The following is a 23,514-nucleotide window of genomic DNA, read 5'->3' as shown; positions in this document are numbered from 1 at the left end:
CTAGCGGCCGGCGAGCTCAGTCTGGATCCAGTCCTTGCGCGCCTGGCGCTGGCGCTTCAGCTCCGCGACCGCCTCATTCGCCTCAATGCGGTGGCGCTTAAACAGCAGCATCGACAACGGGAAGGCCACAATCAGCGCCAACAGCGCCGACATAATCAGCGGCACCGGCGCGCCAATGAGCACCGCGAGCAGCTGGATCACCACCGTCAGCGCGATGAACAAAAGCAGGCGGTCCAAGCCGTAGATGGCCACGGCCTTGTTCGCCCGGGACTTCGCCTCGGGGTCCACCTGCGGAGAACGTTGATCAGTCACGGTTGTTCACCCTATCCGGTGGCCAAGTATGTTTAAAACCATGGGAAGGTTGCTACTCCTCGCATTGGTCGTCCTGGCCGCCGTGCTGCTCTGGCGCGCGTTCGGCCCCGGCTCCGCCGAGCGCTACGGGTCGCTGCGCGGCGGCTCGCAGCGGCAGGTGGAGCAAAAACCCGTGATCAAGGGGCCTGACGACGACGAAGAGTTCCTCTGGAACATCGAAAAGAACCGGTTCAAGGAGCGCCGCGCTCGTGAAGAGGCGGAGCGCAAACGCCGGGAGGAAGAAGAACGCCGCCGGCGCCGCGACGACAGCGGCTAGGCTCAGGCCGCCCCGCGTGCGGGATAGTTCACTCGGGTGTGAACTATCCCGCTTTTGGACGGTCACATAGCCAGCGTTTGCGCAGGTCGCGGAAAATCGGCTGCGAAATAGTTCACTCGGGCCACCTTGGCGCGTGAACTATTCCGCACGGGGCGGGGTGTTCCTGACAAATCACGGCAGCCGTTTGCGCCGACCTGGGGAAATAGGGCAGGACTGACAGATTCCGCCACGGAAAGTCAGCGCGGCGGGGTCGGAACGCGGCCGGGAGCCCCAGGCACGGAGGCCGGCCGCCCGCCCTTACGCCTCGGTGAAGCCGACGCGCAGGCCGAGCTCGGCTGCCACGGCGATGACCTTCTCCCAGCGCACGCCGGCGCCGCCGTGCTCGATGGTGTGCAGGGTGGAGCGGGACACCCCGGCGGCGTCGGCGACATCTTGTTGGAGGCGGCCGGCGGAGCGGCGCCGGGAGGCGATCTGCTCCCCCAGGGCGATCAGCACCGGGTCGTCGCTGGCGGGTTTGCCCTGCTTGTTGCGGGGTTTGTGGTGGGCGTCGCTCATCGGCCCGCCTCCTTTCGGCCGGCTTCCTCGGTGAGCACTGCGGGCAGTTTCTCGGCCCAGGCGAGGGCGTCGCGGACGCCGTCGACAAGCGAGAGCTCCGCGGACCACCCCAAAACCGACTGGGCCTTGTCGGTGCGCGACGCGCTGCCGACCACATCGCCGGGGCGGGCGGGGCCGGTGCGGACCTCAAGCGGTGTTCCGGTGGCTTCGCCGAACGCCTCGGCCAGCTCGAAGACGGTGGTGCCCTGGCCGGTGCCGAGGTTGATCACGTCGTAGCCGGAATCCCCCACCACAGAGTCGAAGCGCTGAAGCACCGCGACGTGCGCGCGGGCCAGGTCCCAGACGTGAATGTAATCGCGCAGGCCAGAGCCGTCGCGGGTGGGCCAGTCCACGCCGGTGACGGTGAAGGGCTCGCCGGCGGCGTGCGCGGAGATCATCTTGCCCATGGCGTGGGTGGGGTGCGGGTTCTGCAGGCCGGTGCGCAGCGCCGGGTCCGCGCCGATCGGGTTGAAGTAGCGCAGCGCGACGACGCCGAGGCGGCCGGTGGCGGCTTCGTCGCGAAGCACACGCTCCAGCAGCCACTTCGACGCCGCGTACGGGCTCTGCGGGTCCACGGCGCTGGTCTCGTCCACCATGTAGTCCGGCCCCGGCTCGTACATGGACGCGGTGGAGGAGAGCACGAAGCGGCGCACGCCGAAGCGCTCCATCGCCGACAACAGCGTGATGGCTTTGCCCACGTTGTTGTCGTAGTACACCAAGGGCTGCTCCACCGACTCGGGCACGACGATTTTGGCGGCGCAATGGATCACCGCGTCGATGTCCGGGTGCTCGGCGAACACCCGCTCCAGCAAATCAACGTCGGCGACGTCGCCCTCGTAGCAGGCGAAGCGCTGCCCGAAGACGCGCAGGCCGGTGGAGAAGTCGTCCACAATCACCGGGGTGATCCCGGCGTCAGCGCAGCAAGACGCAATAGTGGAGCCGATGTAGCCGGCCCCGCCGGTAATCAGAACCTTCACTAGTTCAGCCCCGCGTAGGAGTGCAGGCCGGCGATCACGGTGTTCACGTACGTCATGTTAAAGATCGTCATGGCCATGGCGAAGACGTTGATCCAGGCGGCCGCGGCGGACTTCCACCCGGCCGTCGCGCGCGCGTGGAGGTAGGCGGCGTAGAGGATCCAGGTGATCATGGAGACGGTTTCTTTGGCGTCCCAGCCCCAGAAACGGCCCCAGGCCACCTCGGCCCAAATGGCGCCGAAGACGATGCCGATGCCGAACAGCGGCAGGGTCACCACCGCGGTTTTGTACGCGATCTGGTCCAGCGTTTTCGCGTCCGGCAGCGGGCGGAGGATCGCACCCAGGAATCCGTGTTCTTCACCGCGCGGCTGCCACATGCGCAGCAGGTACAGCAGGGCGAACACGCCGGAGACCAGGCCCACGGACGCGCCGATGGACACCGTGGAGACGTGCACCGGCTGCCAGTAGGACTGCAGCGCGGGCACCACCGGCGCGGCCTGGATGTGGAACACGGTGGAGTTCAAAAACATCGCGATGACCATGGGAAACAGCAGCCACGGCCAGACGGTGTGCCAGTTGCGCCGCTGGATCACCACTGCGGCGACGACCATGATCACGGCGGTCATGAACAGGATGTACTCGTACAGGTTGCCCAGCGGGAAGCGGTTCGCGGCGAGCCCGCGGGTGACAAACGCCACCAGGTGCAGCGCAACGCCGACCCAAACGAGAGCTTGGGTCATGCCTGCCCATTTGCGGGCGTTGGCGATCATGTCCTCGTCAGACTTTTGCTTCTCGACGACCTCCGGTCCCCCCGCGCCAACCAGCACCTTCTGCTCTGCCAGGGCCTCGCGTCGCGCCTCGATGACGCTGTTGACGCGGCCGTAGTAGATGAACGCCAGAATCAGCGCCACGATGTAGACGATGAATGCGGTGCGGAACGTCAGGTCAGACAGCTCCGCCATGGTTGTGTTGACGAGCATGCCCATAACCTACCCCACTAGCAGGCGTTATCAAAGGTCATAGGGGTTGAACTCCCCCTGCACGCCCTCATCGTCGTCGGGGCCGAGCCCGAGGATGGCGGCGGCGATGTCGTCGAATTCGCGGCCCCACCCGGCGCGGTCGGTGCGGGCGAGCCCGGCGATTTCGACTTGGGTGACGGGGCTCTCCCCTACGTCCGAGGTACGAGGACGTAGCCGGACCCAGATACGGCGGCGCTTAATCGCCAGCGAGCCCGCCAGGCCCGCGAGCATCACCGCGGATGCCACCAGCGCCCACACCTGCGTCGGGTCGCGGGAGATTTGGTAGTTGGCGTATTCGGCGGCGCCGTCGAAACGCACCTTCACCTCGCCGTCGCCGGTGTCCACGGTGGCGACGGAGCCAGGTGTGAGCTGGACGCGGGAGACTTTTTCCAGGCGTCCGTCGGCGACCAGGGACTGGTCCAGCACGAAGATGTTTTGCGGCCGGCCGGTGTCCAAGCCGGCGTCGCCGACGTAGACGTCCACGGACACTGCCGGGTCGTCCATGGAGGGGAACGCGGACTGCAGCTGGTCGCCGTTCGGCCCGGCCCAGCGGGCGGTGGGCGCGAAGTTGCCCTCGATGGCGATCTGGTGCTGGCGGCGCTCCGTTAGGTCCGGGTACATGCCGGCGGGCGGGTCGAAGCGCATCACGCCGGAGGACAGGAACGTGAACACGTCAGTGGGCCGGAACTGCACCATCTGGGTGCGGGTCTCCCCGTTCGGCCACGTCAGCGTCACCTGCGGGGCGAAGCCGTGGCCCTGCAGGTAGACACGGTCGCCGCCCACGCGCAGCGGGTGGTTCACCGCCAGGCTCGTGGGCGTCCACTCCTCCTGCGGGACAGACAGGTCGTCGGTGTAGGTGATGTCGGAGGAGAACTCGTTGGCCTGCCCGTTATTCAGGTAGGTGGCCGAGGAGTTCTGGGATTCGAAGCAAAACGGGGTCAGGCCGGTGCCGTCGAAAAGCGGGCCTGCCCGGAAGACGTCGAAGTTGGCGGGCGAAGTGTTGCAGAACACCCGCGATTGCTCCACCGGCACCGCGGATTCGGCCTCCGAGTTGGTGACCACGATGACCTGGCCTTCATAAAACACCATGCGGCCGGCCATGAAGGTGAGGATCATGGCGACGATGCCGATGTGGAAAATCAGGTTCATCAGCTCGCGGGTGTAGCCGCGCTCGGCCGAAATGGAGTACGCCCCGGCGCGGTCCTCGTCCGGGGTGTAGGACGCCACGTGCCAGCGTTTCAGCTGCTTACGCAACTGCTTCTCGACGTCCTCCGGCGCCCCCGCAACCTCCCCCTCCACGTGGTGCGGCATGCGTCCCAAGTACTTGGGCGCGCGCGTCGGCTTGGCCTTGTAGGCGCGCCAGTGGTCGATGGAGCGCGGGATGATGCAGCCGACCAGGGAGATGGTCAACAGCACGATGATGGCGAGGAACCACGTGGACTGGAAGACGTCGAAAAGCTGCAGCTTGTCGTAGATCGGGCCGGTGGTGGGGTTGGCCTTGAGGTAGTCGTCCACCAGCGAGGACGACACGGTGCGCTGCGGCAAAAGCGCGCCTGGGATGGACGCGACGGCCAGCACGAACAGCAGCATCAAGGCGGTGCGCATGCTGGTGAGCCAGTGCCACGCCTTTTTCAGCCAAGTCGAAGCGGTGCGCATTTAGATGATCGTCCCTCCGAATCCGTCAACGAGCTGGCGGGTCCAGCCGATGAAGCCGTTCCACGCGCCGGTGAGCAACATCAGCCCGACGAGGATCATGGCGATGCCACCGGCGATCTGGATGGCCCGCGAGTGGCGGCGCAGCACGTCGATGCCGCGCACCGCGAACGAGGAGCCCAGCGCCACCAGCAAAAACGGCAAGCCGAGGCCCAAGCAGTACGCGATGACAAGCAGCACGCCGCGCGCGGCCGTGAAGCCCTGGGTGCCCACAGACACCGAGACAATGGACGCCAGCGTCGGGCCCAAGCACGGCGTCCAGCCGAGCGCGAACACTCCGCCGAGCAGGGGCGCGCCGAGGATAGTGGTCCACTTCTTCGGTTGGAAGCGGGTGTCCTTCTGCAGGACGGGGACTGCGCCCATGAACACCACGCCCATGAGGATGGTCACCACCCCGCCAATACGCATGAGTGTTTCGGCGTTGAGCGCGATCGCGCGCACCGCTCCGAAGACGGTGACGGTGGCCAGCACGAACACGACGGTGAACCCGGCGATGAACAGCGCCGCCGCGCCCGCCACAGCCCAGTGCTTGCGGGACACGCGCGCGCCCTTTTCATCCAGCGTCATCTCCCCGCCGACCACGCCGGTCAAATACGAGATGTAGCCCGGCACCAGCGGGATCACGCACGGGGAGGCGAAAGACACCAGGCCGGCGATCGCCGCCGCGAGCAGGCCCAGCAGCAGCGGGCCGTCCGCCGCCAGTTCCGCAAACCCCACCTACGCCTCCTCGGCCAGGCGGTCGGTGAGCTCGATCAGCTCGTCCGCGGTCACCGCGCGCAAAAACACCGCGGCCGGGCGGTGCTGCTTGTCCAGCACGATGGTGGTCGGGATGACGGAGCTTGGCACGCCGCCGAGGTGCGCGGCGGTCTTAAACGGCGGGTCGTAGATGGACGGGTAGGTCACGCCGTTATCCGCCAGGAAATCCCGCGCGATCTGCGGGTTCGGGTCGCGGACGTTGATGCCCAGCACGGTGCCGTTTCCCTGTTCTTGGAGGTGCTCGTGGGTCTGCTCCAGGTCGTCCACCTCCGCGCGGCACGGCGCGCACCACTGGCCCCAAGCGTTGAGCACGACGATCTCGCCGTCGAAATCGCTCAGGGCAATGGTCTGGCTGTCGTCGAGAAGCGACTCGCCCTCGAAGCCGGCCAAGGGCTTGCGGTCCGCCTCGTCGTAGAGGATTTCAGTCTGCCCGCCCGGCGAATGGAACGCGAAGGTGCCGCCGTTGTCCGCGCCGGAGCAGGCAGCCAGCAACAGCGCGGCCGCGCAAAGCGGCGCGGCGAAAAGCTTGCGCATAATACCTCTCAAATGTGCTGGGCTGGGGTGTTGTAGGCCCAGTCAACAACACTGTCGCCGTCAAACACAAGTGAGGTCACACTGGCCAGGTCGCAGTTGCGGCTCGCGTGCGCCAGGCGCTTGCCCTGCAGATGGCGCTGCACGGTGACAATCGGCAGCTGGTGGCTGACCAGCGCTGCCTCGTGGCCCTCGGCCTTGTCGCGGGCATCTTCCACCGCGCCCCACATGCGCTCGAAGATCTCCTGGTAGGGCTCGCCCCAGCTCGGCTCGAACGGATTAGTCATGTGCCGCCAGCGGATCGGGTTGATCAGCTGCGAGCGCCACCCCTTCGTGCGCAGGCCCTCGAAGGTGTTGCCCGCCTCCAGGATGTCCTCGCGCGTGTCCACCTCGCAGCCGGTGACCTCCGCGATCGGACGCGCCGTCTCCTGCGCACGCTCCAGCGGGCTCGCCGCCAGGTAGACCACGTCGCGGCCGCGGAAGAACTTCGAGGTGGCCACGGCCATGGAGTTGCCGCGGGAAGACAGGTGGTAGCCCGGCATGCGCCCGTAGAGGATCTTCTTCGGGTTGTACACCTCGCCGTGGCGCACCAGGTGCACCGTCGTCTTCGTCATCTAGGCCTCCGCGGGTTTCGCCGCGGCGGCGGCCTTCGCGGCGCCGCGCAGCGCGTCCTCGATGCGACCGAAGTCCTCGTCCGTCAGCGCGGTAGAGACAAACCAGGTCTCAAACGCGCTCGGCGGCGCGTACACGCCGGCGTCCAGCAGGGCGTGGAAGAACGGGGCGTAGCGGAACGTGTCGGCGGCCTGCATGTCGGCGAAGTTGCGTCCCTCGTCCTCCCCGAACCGGATGGAGAGCATGGTCGCCGCGCGTTGGATGTGGTGGGTGACGCCTTCGGCCGTGAGGGCGTCGTGAAGCAAACGCTCCAGAAGGTCGGCGTTCTTGTTCAGCGTCGGGTAGATGTCCTCGGTGGCCAGCTCGAGCGAGGCCAGGCCGGACGCCATCGCCACCGGGTTACCGGACAGGGTGCCCGCCTGGTAGACGGGGCCGTTCGGCGCGAGGTGCTCCATGATGTCGCGGCGGCCGCCGAACGCCGCAGCCGGCAGGCCGCCGGAGACGACCTTGCCAAAGGTGGTCAGGTCACCCGCGACGTTGTCCACGCCGTACCAGCCGGCGTAGGAGGTGCGGAAGCCGGTCATCACCTCATCGAGGATCAGCAGCGCGCCGTTGAGGTGCGCGAGCTCCTTGAGCTTCGCGTTGAAGTCGTTCTGCGGGGCGACGGTGCCCATGTTGCCCGCGGCCGCCTCCGCGATCACCGCGGCGATCTCGCCCTCGTTCTCGCGGAACGCGCGCTCGACGGCCTCGATGTCGTTGTACGGCACCACGATGGTGTCCTGCGCCTGCGCGCCGGTGACACCCGGGGAATCCGGCAGGGAGAACGTGGCGATGCCGGAGCCCGCGGACGCCAGCAGCGCGTCCACGTGGCCGTGGTAGCAGCCCTCGAACTTGATGATTTTCGGCCGACCCGTGAACCCGCGCGCCAGGCGGACGGCGGACATGGTGGCCTCCGTGCCGGAGTTGACCATGCGCACCTCCTCCACCGACGTGCGCTTGACAATGTGCTCCGCGATCTGGATCTCCGCCTCCGTGGGTGCACCGAAGCTCAGGCCGTTGCGCAGGGCTTTCTCCACGGCTTCGACGATCTTCGGGTGGGCGTTGCCGTGCACCATCGGGCCCCAGGAGCACACCAGGTCCACGTACGAGTTGCCGTCCACGTCGATGAGTTGGGAGCCGTGCGCGCTCTGGATGAAGCGGGTCTGCCCGCCCACCGACCCGAAGCCGCGCACCGGTGAGTTCACGCCGCCGGGGGTAGTTTTTTGCGCCCGCTCAAACAGCTCGCGGGAGCGCTGGGTGTTAGCTGAAGTCGCCTTTTCCGCAGTCATGGTTGTCTATCCTAGGCCATATGAAAATCGCGTTTTTAGGCCTCGGTCGCATGGGCACTGAGCTCGCCCTCAAGCTGGTCGACGACCACGAACTGACCGTATGGAACCGCACCGCGGAAAGGACGGAGCCGCTGGTGGAACGCGGGGCGTCGGCCGCAGCGACACCCGAGGAGGCGGTCGACGGCGCCGAGCTGGTCATTACCTCCCTGTTCGGCCCGGATACGGTGCGCGAGGTGGTGATCGAGCCGGGGCTGATCCCCGACGGCGTGACCTGGGCCGACGCCACCACCATCTCGCCCGCGGACGCCGCCGCGTTCGCCGACGCCGTGCCCGGCTACGTGCACACCCCGGTCGTTGGCTCCCTGCCGCCCGCGCGCGCCGGCAAGCTCGGCGTCTACGTCGGAGGCGCGGATGCTTCTCGACGCCGTTCCGTCGCCAACGTCGTCGCCCCCTGGGCCGCCGCCAACCCTGAGCGGCTGAAAAAGGTGGACACCGCCGCCGGGGCCGCCGTGGGCAAACTACTTGCCAACCTCGCCTTGGCCGTGACCATCGAAGGGTTCAAGGAAGCGCTGCTGCTGGGCGAATCCCAGGGTGTGACGCCGGAGCAGGTAGTGGACATGCTCGGCTCCACCGGCCTGGAGTTCATCGTGAACATGAAGTCGCCGTTCCTCCTCGGTGAGCGCTCCACTTCGCCCGGAGACTTCACCGCCGACGCCATTGCCAAGGATGCCCGCTTGATGCTCGCATCCACCGACAAGGACCTGCCCGCCGTCTCCGCCGCACTGGCGTCACTGGAACAGCAGCAGGAAGCCGGCCGCGGCGACGAGGACTTCTCCACCGTGATAGTCAACCGGTAGGTCTCGGTGGGAAAAGGCCACCCCTGAAGCAAAAAAGACCCCACCGTGTGGTGGGGTCTACGCTGCAGTGAGCGTCGGGTTAGGCGAACATGCCCAGCAGCTGGGAAGCGCCGTCAGCGATGTTGACCCACGGGCCGACGAAGACATACGCCAGATCGTACGCAGTGGAGCCGGTCTCGCCGGCGCCCTTTGCTCCGGCGATCTTTCCAGCAATTTCGATGATGGTCTTGATAGCGTCCATGTTGACTCCTTGAAGTGAGGAAAACGAGGGTGTTAGTGGGGCGGGCGCGCAGGCACCCAGAACTTATGCGTCGCTGGAGAGGACCTCGGCGAGGTTAGCGGGAATTTCGGTCAGGTCGACAAGACCCTCGATGATCTTGCCCCAGCCTTTCCAGGTGTCGACGAAGTTGTCCAGGTGCAGGATGACGGTGTTCAGATCGATGTTGCTCAGAATGTCGTTCAGACCCATGAGATAACCTTTACAAAATCCGGCTCAAGCTGTGGCGGTGCGCTGGCTAGCTTGAGTGTTGAAGGGGAACGCCTAACTCTTCAGGCCCCTTCATCATAAGCCCCGAAACTACGGTGTCAACCGTAGTTTCCAGAGTTTTCTATCTGTTTACCTTGCAGCACTGGGTCTGTTTTTGAAGGTACATGCAGGAAACTCCAATGTGACGTTGCTGCAGCGCGGGCTACCGCCTCCATTGCGCCACTTTAACGCGGTAAACCATGGCTGCGCCCCACCATATGTTGAGCGCGCGTGGCACCAACGCGCGGCTGGTTAGTTGCAGCCTCCGTTGCCGCGCGGTTTACCAAGAGTTCACTTCCGGGGAGATGCTCCGAGGGAAATCCGCAACGGTCAGTGCCCCGCTTCGACCTCGTTGCCCACGACCTTGGCCGCAGGCTCCTTCTTGGATTGGTTGCGGAAGATGCCGGCGAACACCACAGCTAGTAGCGCGATGGCGACCCAGTTCGCCACCTTGGCGTACCCGTCCAGCACATCGACCACGGGCTCACCGATCCACCAGCCCAAGCCCAGGTAGAGGAAGGACCAGATCGTCTTCGACACGAAGTCGAGGACCATGAACTTCCACAGCGGCATGCCCGTCATACCCATCAGCACGAACACCACGAACGCGATCGGCAGCGGGATGGGCACGTACGCCAGGAATATGCCCAGCCACCCAAGTTTGACGGCCCACTGTTCCACGCGGGCGATGTTTCTCCCGGTGCGGGGAGAATTGGCGGCCTGCACGTCGAGGATCCCGCGGCCCCACAGCTTGCCGGCCCACCAGTAGATCCAGTCGAACTTGATGCTCACAACCGAGCCGATGAGCAGGAAGAGCAGCCAGTGCGGCGCCTCCCCCACCGCCGCAAGCGCGCCTGTCGACGCCGCACCAACCCGCGAACCCGTCACAGCCAGCAAAATCGGCGGGTCCAGGCCCAGGAGCCACGCCCGCAGCGGGATCATGGCCAGGCCGAAAATGCCGACGAAGCCGAACCACCCCAGGCACCAGTAGTCCGCCTTCGTGGGCTTACCGTTCCAGGGCAGGCCGTCGTCTTCCCACCACTGCTGCTCAGTCGGCGCGTTTGCGCGTTCCGTCATATCGTCTCAACCTCTGCGGCTACTGTGCGGGACTATTGACGGCTGCCGCTGTGGCCCGCGCATCGGCAATCACTGCCGGGACGCCGACACCACCGGCCCAGGCGCCGGTGACGGAAACGCCGACGGCCTTCGGTTCGTCGTGAAGCAGACGGCGCACCTCGGCAACAGTGGCGAGGTGGTCTTCGTCGAAGCGGGGCAGGCCGCCGAGCCAGCGCTGGACGTAGATTTCCTCCAGGCCGGCGGCACGACCGTCGAAGCCGGTGATGGTCTGCAAATCGTCGAGCGCCCAATCCACCAGGTCATCCTCGGTGGCCGCGAACGCCACGGTGTCCCCGAAGCGGCCGAAGCTGGCGCGCACCAGCGCCCCGCCGCGCTCGGCGAGGTGGGGCCACTTGCGGGAGGAGAAGGTGAACGCCTTCGCGTGGACGTCCTCGGCACCATTCGCCACCAAAACACCGGAGTTCTGCGGCAGGCCCTCGTCGTTGGCGAACCTCATGCCCACCACAGCGGAGTTGGCCAGCTTCACGGTCTTGAGCGCCTGCGCAGCCTCCGGGGCGACGTTCGTGAGCAACAGCGCCGCAGTGGGCGCGGGAACGGCGAGGATCACGCGGTTGTAGACCGTATCCTCGCCGCCGGTGAGGCGGTAGCCGTCGCCGTCGCGCTCAATGCCGGAAATAAACGCGTCGATGTAGATGTCGGCGCCCGAGCGCTCCGCAAGCGCCTCGTAAAGCTCCTGGTATCCGTCGCGGAAGGTCTTGAACACCGCCCCTTGGCCCGTGGGCATCTCCCGGCGGGAGCGCTCCAGGTTGGCCACTGCGGTAGACAAGTGCACCGTGCCGTTGCCCTCGCCCGCCAGACGGTCGAGCTCCTCCGCCAGCTGCGGGACGGTCGCGCGCACACCGAGGTCGTCCGCGGTGCACGAGTACACCCCACCCAGCAGGGAGGAGACGATGGTATCCGCCACCTCGTCGCCGTAGCGCTCCCGGACGAGCGCGCCGACGTTGACGTCGCCGCCGATGTCCCACGCGAAGCCCTCGCGGCTGGCCTCGGTGTCGATACGCTCGGCGGTTTCGGCGCTGACCAGGTGCCGCACCGGCTCGGAGGACGACGGGATACCCATCACGCCCCCTGTAGGGAGGTCACGTGCCTCGCCGTCCACCCACACCAGCGACCGTAGCCCGGACGGTTCCACCAAGGAGTCGGCCAGGCCGAGCTCGGTGAATAAGTCCACGGCATCCTGGCGGCGTGCCATGAAGGCCTCTGCGCCCATGTCGGTGGGCCCGGCCTCAAACGCAACGGTGTGGAGTTTGCCGCCGACGCGGTCGGTAGCTTCGTAGACGTCGACCTTGAGCTCCGTATCGGCGCTGAGCTTTCGCAACTCATATGCGGCGGTCAGACCCGCTAGACCCGCGCCGATGATGGCGATATTCATGCATTCTCCTCGTGGATGATGCGCACGGCCTCAGTCACCGCGTCTGCGTCGGTGGTAGGCAGCACGCCGTGGCCCAGGTTGAAAATGTGGCCGGTGGCGTCGCCCGCCTCAATAGCGCGCGCGGCCTCAGCCTTGATGCGCGCAACCTCATCGCGCACCACGTCCGCCCCGGCGAACAGCATCGCCGGGTCCAAGTTGCCCTGCAGCACCCGCGGGGACGAAAAGCGTGTCGCCGCGACGTCCAGCGGCACGCGCCAGTCCACACCCATAACCTCGCTGCCTGCCTCGGACATCGCACCGAGCAGCTCACCGGTTGTCACGCCGAAATGAATGCGCGGGATCTCCCCAGCGACAGATTCCAGGATCTCTGTGGAGTAAGGCAACACAAACTCGCGGTAGTCGCGCTCGGTGAGAAAGCCCGCCCACGAGTCAAACAGCTGCATCGCGTCGATGCCGGCCTCCACCTGCGTGCGCAGAAACGCCACGATCGTGGGCACCAGGCGCCGCATGAGTGCGTGCCACGTCTCGGGCTCGGCGTGCATCATCGCCTTCGTCTTCTCATGGTTCTTGCTCGGCCCGCCCTCGATGAGGTAGCTGGCCAGCGTAAACGGGGCGCCAACAAACCCGATCAGCGCCTGGGTGTCGCTGAGCTCGTCCAGGATGATGCGGATGCCGTCCGCCACCTCAGACACTTCGTGGTCAAGGAGCGGCAGCTTATCGACGTCGCTTCGCGTCCTCACCGCCTCCGCCATCACCGGGCCGCGGCCGGGAACAATCTCCACCTCGACGCCTGCGGCCTTCAAAGGCACGACGATGTCGGAAAAGAGGATCGCCGCGTCCACGTCGTGGCGGCGCACCGGCTGCAGCGTGATCTCCGCGAGCAGCTCCGGCATAAAGCACGAATCCAGCATGGCGATGCCCTCGCGAACCTCGCGGTACTCGGGCAGGGACCGCCCGGCCTGGCGCATGAACCACACCGGGGTACGCGAGGGTTTGCGGCCATGAGCCGCCTCGAGCAGCGGGGCATGGGAGAGATTGCGTCTGGTCATGATGCCCAAGCCTACCGACGCAGACCCTAAACCCGGAACCGGCCGGCGCGCCGCGAGCCGTATTCCACAAGCAAGGAACTGCCCAGCATGAGCAGGGTCGCACCCACCGGCGGGAGCACGCCCGCGGCGGCCAGCACAATGGCCATGGCGTTATACGTGCCCGCGAACCACAGGTTGCGGTTGGCGATGCGGTTGACGCGTCGAGCGTGCTCCACCAGCTGGGGCACGGCCATGACGTCGTTACGCAGCAGCACCACGTCGCACACGCTGTTCCAGTTCGGTGTCTTGGTGCTGTAGAGATCCTCTCCCGCGTAGAGGATGCCCGAGTCCGCCACCCGCAGCACCGGCAGCACGCTGGCGTCGCACACCATGGCCACGATCGCGCCCTGGGAGTGTAGCGTTCGCACCGCGCCGGGCTTTTCCTGGGAGCGGATGCCCGCCAGGACCTGCGAGATTCCGAGGAAGTCGGCGAAGCGCCGGGCCACCGGGTACGTGTCGCGGGAGAGCATCACCGTCTCCACACCCATGGATTCCAGCGCGTCCACTGCCTCGATGGCGTCTTCCTTGGCCGGGTCGTACAGCGTGATCACGCCTCGGTCTTTGCCGTCCCAGCGCACCACGACCGGGGTACCTCCTGTCGTGGCCGCCGTGAGCAAGTTTCCCCGCAGCTGCGAGAGGTTCGTGGGGCGCCACAGGGACGCGTCGAACGTCTGCGTGCGCGCATCTTCGCCCGAGCCCCAGGTGGCAGTGACCCTCCCGCCGAACTCACCGTCTGGGGTGATGATGTCGTCGCTGACCTCGAGCCAGTCCGGCAAACGAGGGTCTTCCGAGCGGGCGTCGCGCACCTCGCGCGCCGCTTTGACAATCGCACGGGAGGCAGGGTGGTCCGAGTCCGCGGAGAGCACGCCGGCGATGCGGACCACCAGATCGCTGCTTTCCCCGCTGTCGGCGGTGACTGTCTCCACGCGCATTTGCGGCAGCACCAAGGTGCCGACGCGGTTGAACACGATCATGTCCACCTTGGACAGCACCCGCAGCGCGTTGCCGTCCCGGACGAGCACACCGTTTCGCACCGCGGCCTCGATGCCCTGCCGGATGGCCAGTGCCGGCGAGATAGCCAAACTAAACGGCGCGACCACAATCAAAATGGCGAGCGCGGTCGAGGCAGCGGTGTTGATGTTGCCGGTAAACAGCAGCCAGAGGCCGAAATCCAGCACGGCCAAGGCGTACGCCGCGGGGATGAGCATGCCCGCGGAGCGCGTCGAGACCATCGTGGCGGCGTTCTGCTGGCGCAACGCCTCCTCCAGCCACCGCTGCACCGCCGTGAGCAGCGTGGTGTGGCCCACGCGGGTGGCGCGGACTTTGATCTCACCCTCACGCACTACCGAGCCGGCCACAACCCGCTTACCCACCTTCAGCTGCGGGCTGTCGTGGGTGTTGATCAGCTCCCAACCGATGGCGCCTGAGCCGCCCACCACTTCCCCGTCCACGGGAATGACCTGGCCGGCGCGCACGATGACGTCGTCGCCGCGCGTGATCTCCGTTGCGGGCCGCTGCTCGAAGGCGCCACTCTTTGCTCTGTGGCACACCTCGTACAACGACTCCGTCCCTGGGCGGCGCGCCTCCAGCTCATCCAGCAGGTTCGAGCGCACGCGCATGGAGAAGTACCGGCCCAGCAGCAGCAGCGTTGTAACGGTGCAGGCCACCTCGAGGTAGAGCTCCGGCCCGTCCCCGATCTCCAGCGGGACCCAGTTCCCACTGGATTCGTAGCCGATGCGGCCGGCGTCGGTGAACAGCAGCACGGCCAAGGACCACAGATACGACGCGAGGATGGCAATAGAGCTCGCCCCATCCAACGCTGACAGTCCGCGGCGCACGCCACCCGCCATCGCGCGGTGGAACGGGGAGGCGCACCACAGCACCACCGGGGTGGTCAGCGCGAACGCTACCCACTGCCACCCGGGAAAGCCGAGCCCCGGCAGATACGTCAGCAGCAGCACCGGGATAGTCAGCGCAAACGCGGTCCACAGCCTCGCCGGGGTGACCAAGTCACGCGCCGTGAACAGCACGTCGCCGCTGCGTCGCTCCGAGCGGGTCGCGTTCTTCACGAACCCTTGCGCGCGGGCGAGCAAGTGGGCCGCTTCCTCGTTGTGGCGGTGCTTGGCGCGGCGCGGCATCGGGTGTTCCGTCCAATACCTGCCGTGGGCGCGGCGCTGGAGGGTGGAGTCGGTGACCACCGCGCCGACCCCGAAGTCCTCGATAGTCTTTACCAGCTGCGGCAGCGGCATGCTCGCCGGTGCGGTCACCCACGCCATCCTGGTGGGATACACCAGTCGAGCGGACACGCCGTCGAGGGATTCGAGGGCGTCCTCAATCTCCTGCAATTGCGGGCCGTCCTCAACGCCGTGGAGCTCGAAGGCGTACGAGGCGTTTGGGCGCACGAGCTCGCCGTCGAGGTCGCGTCTGGCGGTGGCCGGATCAATACCTGCCTGGCGTGCCGCGTCGCGGGCTGCCTCGATGCATTCCTCTAACTCGGCCTGCCCGGCCTCCGCCAGCGGTGAGCCCTCACTCCCGGAGCCTCGGATGCTGCGCGCGTTGTCGCCTTCGAATTGCGTCATTCCACGCCTTCCCATACGTCGCCGCTGCGCTTGTCCACATATGCGTTGGCGGCTGGACGGAACATGAAGAACAAGGCGAAGACCAAAAGTCCCACCACAACTAACGCGGCCCAGCCGGCCACGCCGACGAAGAAGCTGGCCAGCTGTAAAAACACCGCCAGGCCGATGAACCCGGCCAGCCAGCGACGCGCCACCTTCGAGCCTTTTGACAGGTAGGCGCAGCACGAGGTGATCAGGGAGCCGAGGATGATGCTGCCCCAAGTGTAGACCCGCAGGTTGCGCGCGAAGGTATCAATGAGCTCTTCGTCGGCCCCCTCGATCATCCACGAATCCGGCAAGCGGTCCGGCACCCCGTTGACCATGGTCAAAAACGCAATGACAAACATCAGCACTGCCGCGATCAGGCACAGGTAATAGCCGATCTGCAGCGGCCGCGGCCACTGCGACCCAACCTCGCCGGTGTAGCGCCGGTTTCTGTCGTCCGGGTCCGACACCATGGTCGGGAACATCCCTGCCACCGCTTAGTTTCCCTTCTTCTCCTGTGCGCCCCCGGCGCCTTGCTTACCGGGACCGTCCTTGGTCCACGCAACCGCGGATTTGTCCATTGAGTAGACGATGCCCAAGATGCCCGCGACGCCAAGGATGATCTGGATGACCCCGTCCGCGCCGAAGAACGCCTCGGGTACGGCGGTGGAGGCGGGCGCCACCATGAAGAGAGCAAGCATGCGCAAGGCGAAGTACCCGGAGAAAACCTGCAGCAACCTGCGTGCGTTCGGCGCCCACTTCGCCTGCTGCTTCACCGCGCGCAGCGCAAAGACGAACAGCACAATGATGCCGAGCTCGAGCACCGCCATGAGGAAGATGGAGCCGTACACACTGGCGTTCACGAGTGCGTCGGAGACTTCCCCGTCGCTGTTTTTCGCGCGCTCCCGCGCCACCTCACGCAGGGCGGACGGGTCGAGCACGCTGGCAATCACAGTCATGATCTGGTGGAGCAATTCACCGCCGATCATGACGGCCCAGCAGGTGAGCATATAGCGCACGGCTTCCGGCATCCCGGACCCGCCTCGCTTCTCCACGGCCTCCGGGCTCACCCGCTTCGGCGAGCCCGGATTCATCGGCGGCAAGCTAACCATTGAGCCTCTTCGCTGCCTCGATGGCGTAGTAGGTGAAAATCTGATCCGCGCCCGCGCGTTTGATGGACACGAGCGATTCCATCATTGTCTCCTCGTAGTCAATCCAGCCGTTCTGGCCAGCCGCGTTGAGCATGGCGTACTCGCCCGAAACTTGGTAGGCGGCCACCGGTACCGGCGAGACCTCCGCGATCTTCGCCAGCACATCCAAGTACGGCAGGGCGGGCTTGACCATCACAAAGTCCGCGCCTTCGGCGATGTCCAACTCGGCCTCGAGCAAAGATTCGCGGACGTTCGCCGGATCCTGCTGGTAGGTGCGGCGATCGCCCTTGAGGGAAGACCCCACCGCGTCGCGGAACGGCCCGAAGAACTTGGATGCGTACTTAGCGGAGTAAGCCATGATGGCCACCTCGGTAAACCCTTCGCGGTCAAGCGCCTTGCGGATCTGCTCGATCTGGCCGTCCATCATTCCGGACGGGCTGACAATGTGGGCGCCAGCACGGGCCTGGGCAACCGCCATGTCGCAGTAGATCTCCACTGTGGGGTCGTTGTCCACGACCTCGTTGCCGTGGGCATCCGTGGTCAGCACGCCGCAGTGGCCGTGGTCGGTGAATTCGTCCAGGCACGTGTCCGCCATGATGATCAGCTCGTTGCCGAACTCCTTGCGCAGCAACGCAATGCCTCGGTTGAGCACCCCGTCCTCGGCGACCGCAACGGAACCGGTCGCATCCTTGTCCTCTTCACGGGGGACACCGAAAAGGTCGATGCACTTCACGCCGGCATCGAGCGCTTCGCGGCAAATCTCCACCAACGATTCGGGAGTGTGCTGGTACACACCCGGCATGGACGGGATCTCGCGCGGGGCGTCGATGCCGTCGGCGATGAACAGCGGCAGGATAAGGTCCGCCGGGTGCAGCCGCGTTTCCGCGACAAACTCGCGGATGGCCGGGTTTTGCCGCAAGCGGCGGGGGCGTCGGTTCAGCTCAAGATTCGTCATGCGCCACATCTTAGAACGCAGCCCCGACACGCCCCAGCCGGTGCAGCGCTCAGTTGTCGGCCGACGGCGCATCCCCATCCGCGTCGTCTGCCTTCGCACCCGTGGCCGCAGGGGCAGTTTTGCGGCGCTTCTTGCGCGGCGGCGGCAGCTGCCCAGCCGCTCGCAAACCCGCCACGTGGTCCGCCAACGCGTCCACTAAGTTGGGGATGTCGGCGACTTCCGGAACGACGTCGACACGCAGCCCCTGCTCACGCGCCTCCGCCTCCGTAACCGGGCCGATGCAGGCGATGATCGTGCGCGGGTGCGGCTTGCCCGCGATGCCCACGAGGTTCTTCACCGTCGACGGAGAGGTGAAGCACACCGCGTCGAAGCCGCCGGTCTTGATCATGTCGCGCGTCTCCGGCGGCGGCGGGGCGGCGCGCACGGTGCGGTAGGCCACCACGTCGTCGACTTCCCAGCCCTTCTCCTTCAGGCCGTCCACCAGCACGTCGGAGCCCAGGTCCGCCCGCGGAAGGAGCACGCGCGAGACGGGGTCGATGTCCTCGACGTACTCGGGGAATGCCTCCGCCAGCCCGGCGGCGTTTTGCTTGGTGCGGTGCGGCACCAGCTCGGCCTGCATGCCGCGGTCGCGCAGGGCGCCGGCAGTCTTCTGCCCCACTGCGCCCAAGTGCACGCCTGCGAACGAGCGCGCGTCCAAACCCAGCTCTTCAAACTTGCCCCACACCGCGTTCACCGCGTTTACCGAGGTGAACAAGACCCACTGGTAGCGGCCCTCCACGATGCCCTTAATCGCGCGGTCCATCTGCGCCGGGTTGCGCGGCGGCTCCAGCGAGATCGTGGGCACCGACTGCGGGATCGCGCCGTGCTGGGACAAGCGGGCGTTCATCGGACCAGCCTGCTCCTTCGCGCGCGGCACAAGGACGCGCCAGCCGTACAGCGGGCGGTTCTCCCACCACGAGTACTTGGAACGGTCGTCGGCGGCGGTGCCCAGCGTGACCACAAGCGGGCCTTCCAGGTCCGCGTCGAGCTTGCCCATGGTCTCCAGCGTGGCGTCGAACGTGCGCTGCAGACGCGTGGTTCCGCGCGTGGTCACGGTCACCGGCGTGGCGCCCTGGAATCCGCGCTGCGTGAGCTGCTCCACCATCTCCGCCAAGTGCTCCTGGTTGGCCTGGAACACCAGCGGCTGCGGGGCGCTGGCCAGCTGGTCCCAGTTCACCGGGCCGTTGTTCAGGTCCGTCTCGGTGTATGTGGAGCCGAGCGCGATGCCGGCAAAGGAGGGCACCGTCGAGGGCAGCGACATCCCCGGCACCACCTGGAACTCCATCCCGGCCGCAGCGACCGCGGAGATCTCCTCCATCACCGAATCGCGCGTCAGCGGGTTACCGCACACGACGCGGATCACGTCGCCGTCGCCAGCCTCACCGCGCTCCAGCGCATCCGCCGCATCCTTCAACGCCCGCTTCAGCTTCTCGACGATCGCGTCGCCCTCCAACCCCACAACCTCGATCTCCGCTGCCGTCGGGGCTTCGGGACGCGGCGGTTTACGCCTCGCGCCAGCTTCTTTCGCCTCGGCGCACATCTGCTCGTAGCGCGCGTTGGCCTCATCTACCTTGGCTTGCGGCACTGGCAGCGCCGCCGCGACGACACTTCGGACCCCCGTTGACACCTCCGGATCCACGAGGGCGATAGAGTTGGATTCCATTACCTCGCGAGCGCGGACAGTAAGCAACTCTGGGTTGCCCGGTCCAGCGCCAACGAAGATCACCTTCCCCGGCTGGGGGGCGTGCGTGGGCTCTGTCATGGAGAAATCTCTTCTAGGCACAAATAAACCGCCCCCGCGCGGCTGGGTGCGGGCGTTTTCCGCCCCGCCGACCCGATTGCACGGAGGGTATTGAACGTATGGTATCTCCACCATAAAAGGCTGACGCGTGAGAACAAAACCACCGCTGAAGACCAGTGTCCTCGGCGGGCTCTCCGCCGCGAACTAGCAGATCCGTAAAGGAATACAGTCGCTAATCCATCAGGGCGGCAGCGCCGCGCTCCAGCAGCGCTTCCGCAACCCGGCGCCCCAGCTCGGCGGGGTCAGTTCCCTCCGCCTCCTCCACCAGCTGGCGGGATCCGTCCAGAGCGAACACCCCGGCGCGCAGGGCCACCGTGTCGCCGTTGCGCACGGCGGTCGCGGCGACCGGCGCGGTGCAGCCAGCCTCGAGCGTGGCCAGCACGGAGCGCTCGGCAGTGGACTCGGCGGTGGCGGAGGCGTCGGCAAGCTTGTCGATGGCGGCGCGGGCTGCCGCATCGTCGGTGCGGCACTCGACCGCCAGGGCGCCCTGGGCTGGAGCAGGCATGAAAACCTGCGGGTCGAAGACTTCGGTGGGCCTGTCGCCGTAGCCACCGCGCACGAGCCCCGCGTACGCGAGGATGATCGCGTCAAGCTCGCCGTTTTCCACGTACGACATTCGGCGCTCGATGTTGCCGCGCAGGGGGCGGATATCCAGGTCGGGGCGGATCGCCTTCAACTGGGAAATGCGCCGCGGGGCCGAAGTGCCCACACGCGCGCCTTGCGGCAGTTCAGCCAGGGTGAGGCCGTCGCGGGCGATGAGCGCCTCGCGGCTGTCCGCGCGCGCCGGGACCACCATGTGGGCACGTGGCTCGTAGGCCGTGGGCAGGTCCTTGAAGGAGTGCACGGCGATATCCACCTCGCCGGTGAACAGGGCATCGCGCAGCGCCGAGGTGAATACCCCCACGCCGATGCGTTCCACGGGGGCTTGGGAGAGGTCGCCCGATGTGGTCACGATCTGCAGCTCGGCCGGGTGGCCGACCTCCCCGAGGGCGTCGCGCACGTGGCCGGACTGGGTGGTGGCCAGGTGGGAACCGCGGGTACCAATGCTGAACATCTATTTTTCCTTCCCGTGCAGCTCGTCCGGAAGCGGGAGGTGCTGCGCATCCACGGCCACCGAGAGGCTATCCAGCCCAAACAGCTCGGTGACCGCTTCTTCCACGCTGACAGTCTCCGCCGCCGCGGCAAGCTCCTTAATCTTCACCGTCGGCGCGTGCAGCAGCTTGTCCACCACGCGCTTGACCATGCGGCTGACCTGCTCGAAGTCGGCGTCGGCCATGTCCGGCATGCGGGCACGCAAGCGCTGCAGCTCCTGGCCCGATATCTCGGCCGCGTTGCGGCGCAGGCGTGTCACGGCCGGGGCCACCTCGCGCACGCGTTGCTGGGAACCAAACGTCGCAACCTCTTCGGCCACGATGTCTTCTGCGCGGCGCAGCGCGCGGGAATCCTCGGTGTCGCTGCGCCGCATCGTCTCGTGCAGCGACTCGATGTTGACCAGACGCACGCCCTCGATCTCCGTGACCGCGTCGTCGATGTCGCGCGGCAGCGATAAGTCCGCCAACATGAGCGGGCCCGGGATGTCGCCCGGGGTGATCGTGAACTCGTCGGACGCGGTGGCGGAGACGACCAAGTCCACGCGGCTGAGCACCGACGCCCGGTCCGAAAAGTCCACTACCTCCGCGGGCACACCTGCCTCGCGGGAGTGCTCGGCCAAACGCTCGGCCCGGTCGCGGGTGCGGTTGGCCAGCACGAGCGAATCAATGCCGTTTTTGCCTAGGTGCGTCGCGGCAAGCGAGCTCATCGCGCCAGCGCCGAGGACCAGCGCGGTTTTGCCCCGGAGGTCGTCGACACGCATCAGCTCCATCGCTTGCTCGAGCGCGACGGTGACCATGGAGGCACCTGAATCGTCGATGCCGGTCTCGGAATGCACGCGCTTGCCGGTGCGCAGGGCCGCCTGGGCGAGCGAGTGGAGGTTCGGCCCGACAGTCCCGCGCTCCGCCGCGTCGACGTACGCCGTGCGCACCTGGCCGATGATCTGCTGCTCGCCCACCACCATCGAATCCAGGCCAGAGGCGACCGTGAAGATGTGCTCTGCGGCGGCGTCCGAGTAACGCACGTAGAGGTAGCGGCGCAGTTCGGCCACATCGATGCCGGAGACCTCACCCAGCACACGCATCACGTCTTCCACCCCGGAGTGGAAAGCGTTGGTCACGGTGTAGACCTCCAGGCGGTTGCACGTGGAGATGATCATCGCCTCCGACAAGGACGGTTGTTTGATCAGTGCCGTCGCTGCTCCGTGCTGGACGTTAGCGTCCATGCTGAGCCGTTCCAGCAGGGCCACAGGCGCAGACCTGTGCGACATCCCCACAAGCAGAACACTCACGCAAACCCTCCAGTCCGTTCGAAACCACCACAAGGATAGTCCTTTAGTTGGACAGCTCCGCCTCAAGGTCGTCGTTGTCCACTTCCCAGCACGCGAATTCATCGCCGTCGATCACTACAACGGGCACCCGGTCGCCGTATTCCGCGGCCAAGTCCTCGTCGCCGTCGACGTCCACAAGCACCAGGCGAGCGTCGTGCCTCTTAACGACAGGCGCGATCTGGCCCGCCACCCGCTCGCACGAGCCGCAGGTAGCCCGGACCATCAGCTCCACCGTCTTCATCCCCGCTCCTTCACCAACTGCCTTCGCCCGGCGCGTTCAGCACGCGCCGGCGTTGTACGATTGCACACGCTAACACCCCCACCCGAAAGGGCCTTTTGCCTCATGTCTGATCAGCGCGAACTGCTCGCGCAGTGGTCCCAGTCGCAGGGCAACCTGCGCCGTTTCCTCGAAGACCGCGCGCTGCCTCCGCTTGACGACGCCGCGCAGCGCGCCGCCGGCCGCGCCGCCGCAGCCGCCGCGGTGGAAGAGACCTTCGGCATCGACATCGACGATTTCGCGCTCGGGGTGGATTCCGTCGGCGGGGCGTTCGAAACCGCCGGGCGCCACAAGATCACCCCGCCTGACCCCGAGGTCCCCCAAGACACCGAAGCGGCCGCCTTCTTCGACGTGGACAACACCCTGATCCAGGGGTCCTCGCTGATCCTGCTGGCCCAAGGGTTGTTCCGAAAACGCTTCATCTCGCTTTCCGAGCTCGCCCCCGCCCTGTGGAAGCAGATCCGCTACCGCGTCTCCGGCTCCGAAAACGCCGGTGACATCGCCGAGGGCCGCGAGCAGGCGTTGGCGGTGGTGAAGGGCAAGAGCGTGGCGGAGCTCAAAGCGGCGTGCCGGGAGATCGTGGACAGCCGCATGCTGCAGAAGTCGTACGCCGACACCATCGAGCTGGCCTCCATGCACCTGGCCGCCGGCCAGCAGGTGTGGCTGGTGTCCGCGACCCCGGTGCAGATCGGCCAAGCGCTCGCGGAAACGCTGGGGTTCACCGGCGCCTTGGGCACGGTGGCCGAGGAAGACGACGGCAAGTTCACCGGCCGCCTCGTCGGCGACATCCTGCACGGCCCGGGCAAGAAGCACGCCGTGGCCGCCTTAGCCGCGCTCCAGCAGCTGGACCTGTCCCAGTGCACGGCGTATTCCGACAGCATCAACGACCTCCCCATGCTGGAGATGGTGGGCTCCCCGGTGGCGATCAACCCAGACCGGGCGTTGCGCAAGCACGCCAAAGCGCAGGGCTGGGACATCCGCGACTACCGCTCCGTGCGCCGGGCCGTTCGCTTGTCTACCCTGCCGGTGTTAGGTGCCGCGGGTGCCTTCTCTCTGTGGCGTTTGTTGAGCAAGCGGCAGGTACGGACTCACCATGGACGATTTTGTTGAGCGTCCCGCACCTATGGGATATAC

Annotated in this window: 25 protein-coding genes; 3 read left to right on the top strand and 22 right to left on the bottom strand. The window is 66.6% G+C overall.

The features are described 5' to 3' along the window. Complete coding sequence (locus CUREI_RS01140) at positions 1-312, bottom strand: DUF4229 domain-containing protein (protein WP_038609458.1); 312 nt, start codon at positions 310-312, stop codon at positions 1-3. A 40-nt stretch (positions 313-352) separates the two neighbouring features. On the opposite strand from CUREI_RS01140, the gene CUREI_RS01135 reads away from it, so the two are divergent. After that, complete coding sequence (locus CUREI_RS01135; RefSeq protein WP_038613638.1) at positions 353-628, top strand: hypothetical protein; 276 nt, start codon at positions 353-355, stop codon at positions 626-628. 297 nt (positions 629-925) lie between these two features. Here CUREI_RS01135 and CUREI_RS01130 read toward each other — a convergent pair whose 3' ends face one another. Genes CUREI_RS01130 through hemL form a run of 8 tightly spaced genes read right to left on the bottom strand, consistent with a single transcriptional unit; the run spans position 926 to position 8,155 of the window. Continuing rightward, entirely contained in the window at positions 926-1,183 is a 258-nt protein-coding gene (locus tag CUREI_RS01130) for a helix-turn-helix domain-containing protein (RefSeq protein WP_038609455.1), read from the bottom strand. Further along, on the bottom strand, positions 1,180-2,199 hold the full coding sequence (gene galE / locus CUREI_RS01125; RefSeq protein WP_038609452.1) for a UDP-glucose 4-epimerase GalE: 1,020 nt from the start codon (positions 2,197-2,199) through the stop codon (positions 1,180-1,182). Before galE ends, CUREI_RS01130 begins: the two co-directional genes overlap by 4 nt. After that, entirely contained in the window at positions 2,199-3,176 is a 978-nt protein-coding gene (gene ccsB / locus CUREI_RS01120) for a c-type cytochrome biogenesis protein CcsB (RefSeq protein ID WP_038613635.1), read from the bottom strand. The genes galE and ccsB overlap by 1 nt, the downstream gene beginning before the upstream one ends. Positions 3,177-3,206: 30 nt before the next feature. Continuing rightward, positions 3,207-4,871 (bottom strand): cytochrome c biogenesis protein ResB, encoded by a 1,665-nt coding sequence (locus CUREI_RS01115; protein ID WP_038609449.1) that lies wholly within the window; start codon positions 4,869-4,871, stop codon positions 3,207-3,209. Then, on the bottom strand, positions 4,872-5,645 hold the full coding sequence (locus CUREI_RS01110; protein ID WP_038609446.1) for a cytochrome c biogenesis CcdA family protein: 774 nt from the start codon (positions 5,643-5,645) through the stop codon (positions 4,872-4,874). Beyond that, on the bottom strand, positions 5,646-6,218 hold the full coding sequence (locus CUREI_RS01105) for a TlpA family protein disulfide reductase (protein ID WP_038609443.1): 573 nt from the start codon (positions 6,216-6,218) through the stop codon (positions 5,646-5,648). 8 nt (positions 6,219-6,226) lie between these two features. Further along, complete coding sequence (locus CUREI_RS01100; RefSeq protein WP_038609440.1) at positions 6,227-6,829, bottom strand: histidine phosphatase family protein; 603 nt, start codon at positions 6,827-6,829, stop codon at positions 6,227-6,229. Continuing rightward, entirely contained in the window at positions 6,830-8,155 is a 1,326-nt protein-coding gene (gene hemL / locus CUREI_RS01095; protein WP_038609438.1) for a glutamate-1-semialdehyde 2,1-aminomutase, read from the bottom strand. It abuts the gene before it with no gap. A 20-nt stretch (positions 8,156-8,175) separates the two neighbouring features. Between hemL and CUREI_RS01090 the strand changes: the two genes are divergently transcribed. Continuing rightward, the gene (locus CUREI_RS01090) at positions 8,176-9,012 is read left to right on the top strand and encodes an NAD(P)-dependent oxidoreductase (RefSeq protein WP_038609435.1); all 837 of its coding nucleotides are present in this window, start codon (positions 8,176-8,178) and stop codon (positions 9,010-9,012) included. 79 nt (positions 9,013-9,091) lie between these two features. Here CUREI_RS01090 and CUREI_RS12405 read toward each other — a convergent pair whose 3' ends face one another. The 13 genes from CUREI_RS12405 to CUREI_RS01035 form a co-directional block, all read right to left on the bottom strand. After that, positions 9,092-9,253, bottom strand: coding sequence for a hypothetical protein (locus tag CUREI_RS12405; RefSeq protein WP_158407437.1), 162 nt, complete (start codon positions 9,251-9,253; stop codon positions 9,092-9,094). A 63-nt stretch (positions 9,254-9,316) separates the two neighbouring features. Beyond that, entirely contained in the window at positions 9,317-9,481 is a 165-nt protein-coding gene (locus CUREI_RS12400; RefSeq protein WP_158407436.1) for a hypothetical protein, read from the bottom strand. A gap of 387 nt (positions 9,482-9,868) precedes the next feature. Continuing rightward, positions 9,869-10,615: a DedA family protein gene (locus CUREI_RS01085; RefSeq protein WP_051952109.1), complete on the bottom strand. Its 747-nt coding sequence runs from the start codon at positions 10,613-10,615 to the stop codon at positions 9,869-9,871. A 19-nt stretch (positions 10,616-10,634) separates the two neighbouring features. Beyond that, positions 10,635-12,047 (bottom strand): protoporphyrinogen oxidase, encoded by a 1,413-nt coding sequence (locus tag CUREI_RS01080; protein ID WP_038609432.1) that lies wholly within the window; start codon positions 12,045-12,047, stop codon positions 10,635-10,637. Further along, positions 12,044-13,096: a uroporphyrinogen decarboxylase gene (hemE, locus tag CUREI_RS01075; protein ID WP_038613627.1), complete on the bottom strand. Its 1,053-nt coding sequence runs from the start codon at positions 13,094-13,096 to the stop codon at positions 12,044-12,046. Before hemE ends, CUREI_RS01080 begins: the two co-directional genes overlap by 4 nt. A 26-nt stretch (positions 13,097-13,122) precedes the next feature. Next, positions 13,123-15,714 (bottom strand): heavy metal translocating P-type ATPase, encoded by a 2,592-nt coding sequence (locus CUREI_RS01070; RefSeq protein ID WP_084768081.1) that lies wholly within the window; start codon positions 15,712-15,714, stop codon positions 13,123-13,125. Continuing rightward, the gene (locus CUREI_RS01065; protein ID WP_051952108.1) at positions 15,711-16,223 is read right to left on the bottom strand and encodes a hypothetical protein; all 513 of its coding nucleotides are present in this window, start codon (positions 16,221-16,223) and stop codon (positions 15,711-15,713) included. The genes CUREI_RS01070 and CUREI_RS01065 overlap by 4 nt, the downstream gene beginning before the upstream one ends. A gap of 12 nt (positions 16,224-16,235) precedes the next feature. Beyond that, a complete protein-coding gene (locus tag CUREI_RS01060; protein ID WP_144242381.1) occupies positions 16,236-16,850 on the bottom strand; it encodes a hypothetical protein in 615 nt (204 codons plus the stop codon). After that, complete coding sequence (hemB, locus tag CUREI_RS01055) at positions 16,843-17,844, bottom strand: porphobilinogen synthase (protein WP_038609426.1); 1,002 nt, start codon at positions 17,842-17,844, stop codon at positions 16,843-16,845. Before hemB ends, CUREI_RS01060 begins: the two co-directional genes overlap by 8 nt. A gap of 49 nt (positions 17,845-17,893) precedes the next feature. Next, complete coding sequence (locus CUREI_RS01050) at positions 17,894-19,645, bottom strand: uroporphyrinogen-III synthase (protein ID WP_038609423.1); 1,752 nt, start codon at positions 19,643-19,645, stop codon at positions 17,894-17,896. 211 nt (positions 19,646-19,856) lie between these two features. Continuing rightward, positions 19,857-20,738: a hydroxymethylbilane synthase gene (gene hemC / locus CUREI_RS01045; protein ID WP_038609419.1), complete on the bottom strand. Its 882-nt coding sequence runs from the start codon at positions 20,736-20,738 to the stop codon at positions 19,857-19,859. Continuing rightward, positions 20,739-22,064 (bottom strand): glutamyl-tRNA reductase, encoded by a 1,326-nt coding sequence (locus tag CUREI_RS01040; protein WP_269077727.1) that lies wholly within the window; start codon positions 22,062-22,064, stop codon positions 20,739-20,741. A 43-nt stretch (positions 22,065-22,107) separates the two neighbouring features. After that, a complete protein-coding gene (locus CUREI_RS01035) occupies positions 22,108-22,344 on the bottom strand; it encodes a glutaredoxin family protein (protein WP_038609413.1) in 237 nt (78 codons plus the stop codon). A gap of 102 nt (positions 22,345-22,446) precedes the next feature. Here CUREI_RS01035 and CUREI_RS01030 point away from each other — a divergent pair, with 102 nt between their 5' ends. Then, the gene (locus CUREI_RS01030) at positions 22,447-23,490 is read left to right on the top strand and encodes an HAD family hydrolase (protein WP_038609411.1); all 1,044 of its coding nucleotides are present in this window, start codon (positions 22,447-22,449) and stop codon (positions 23,488-23,490) included. The last annotated feature ends 24 nt before the right edge of the window (positions 23,491-23,514 follow it).

The organism is Corynebacterium ureicelerivorans (assembly GCF_000747315.1).
GTDB classification, from domain to species: Bacteria; Actinomycetota; Actinomycetes; order Mycobacteriales; family Mycobacteriaceae; genus Corynebacterium; species Corynebacterium mucifaciens.
This window is presented reverse-complemented; position numbering and strand designations above follow the sequence as displayed.